This window comes from Arthrobacter sp. MDT2-34-1 (genome assembly GCF_059091365.1).
Map to the genome: position 1 here is coordinate 1 of NZ_JBNHGO010000190.1, position 325 is coordinate 325.

Here is a 325-nt window from a genome sequence, read left to right on the forward strand (position 1 = left end):
ACAATCCCAAGGCCGTGCGGTCCACCGTGGGTTCGATCTTCCACCTTCCCGTGGTCATGGGCCTGGACTTCGACGCTCTGATGGCCGGGCTGCGCGCGGCCGGCATCGCGGCGCTGGCCGCCGACGGCTACGGCAAGCTGGACCTCGACGAACTCCAGGACCAAAGCGCCGGCCGGCGGCTGGGCATCGGAGCGGAGCGCGCCCGGGGCGTGAAGGAGACCGAGGCCGGTGCCGCCGTCGTTCCCCTTCTGGAGGAGCCCACCGCCTGGCTGTTTGGCAACGAGGCCCAGGGCCTGTCCGACACCGAGCTGGCCGCGGCGGACCA

General features: G+C 72.0%; 1 protein-coding gene. It reads left to right on the forward strand.

The window, feature by feature from the left end:
• Window positions 1–325, forward strand: a 325-nt coding sequence (locus AC5RVV_RS18310) for a TrmH family RNA methyltransferase (RefSeq protein WP_494002752.1), incomplete at both ends; no start/stop codon positions are given.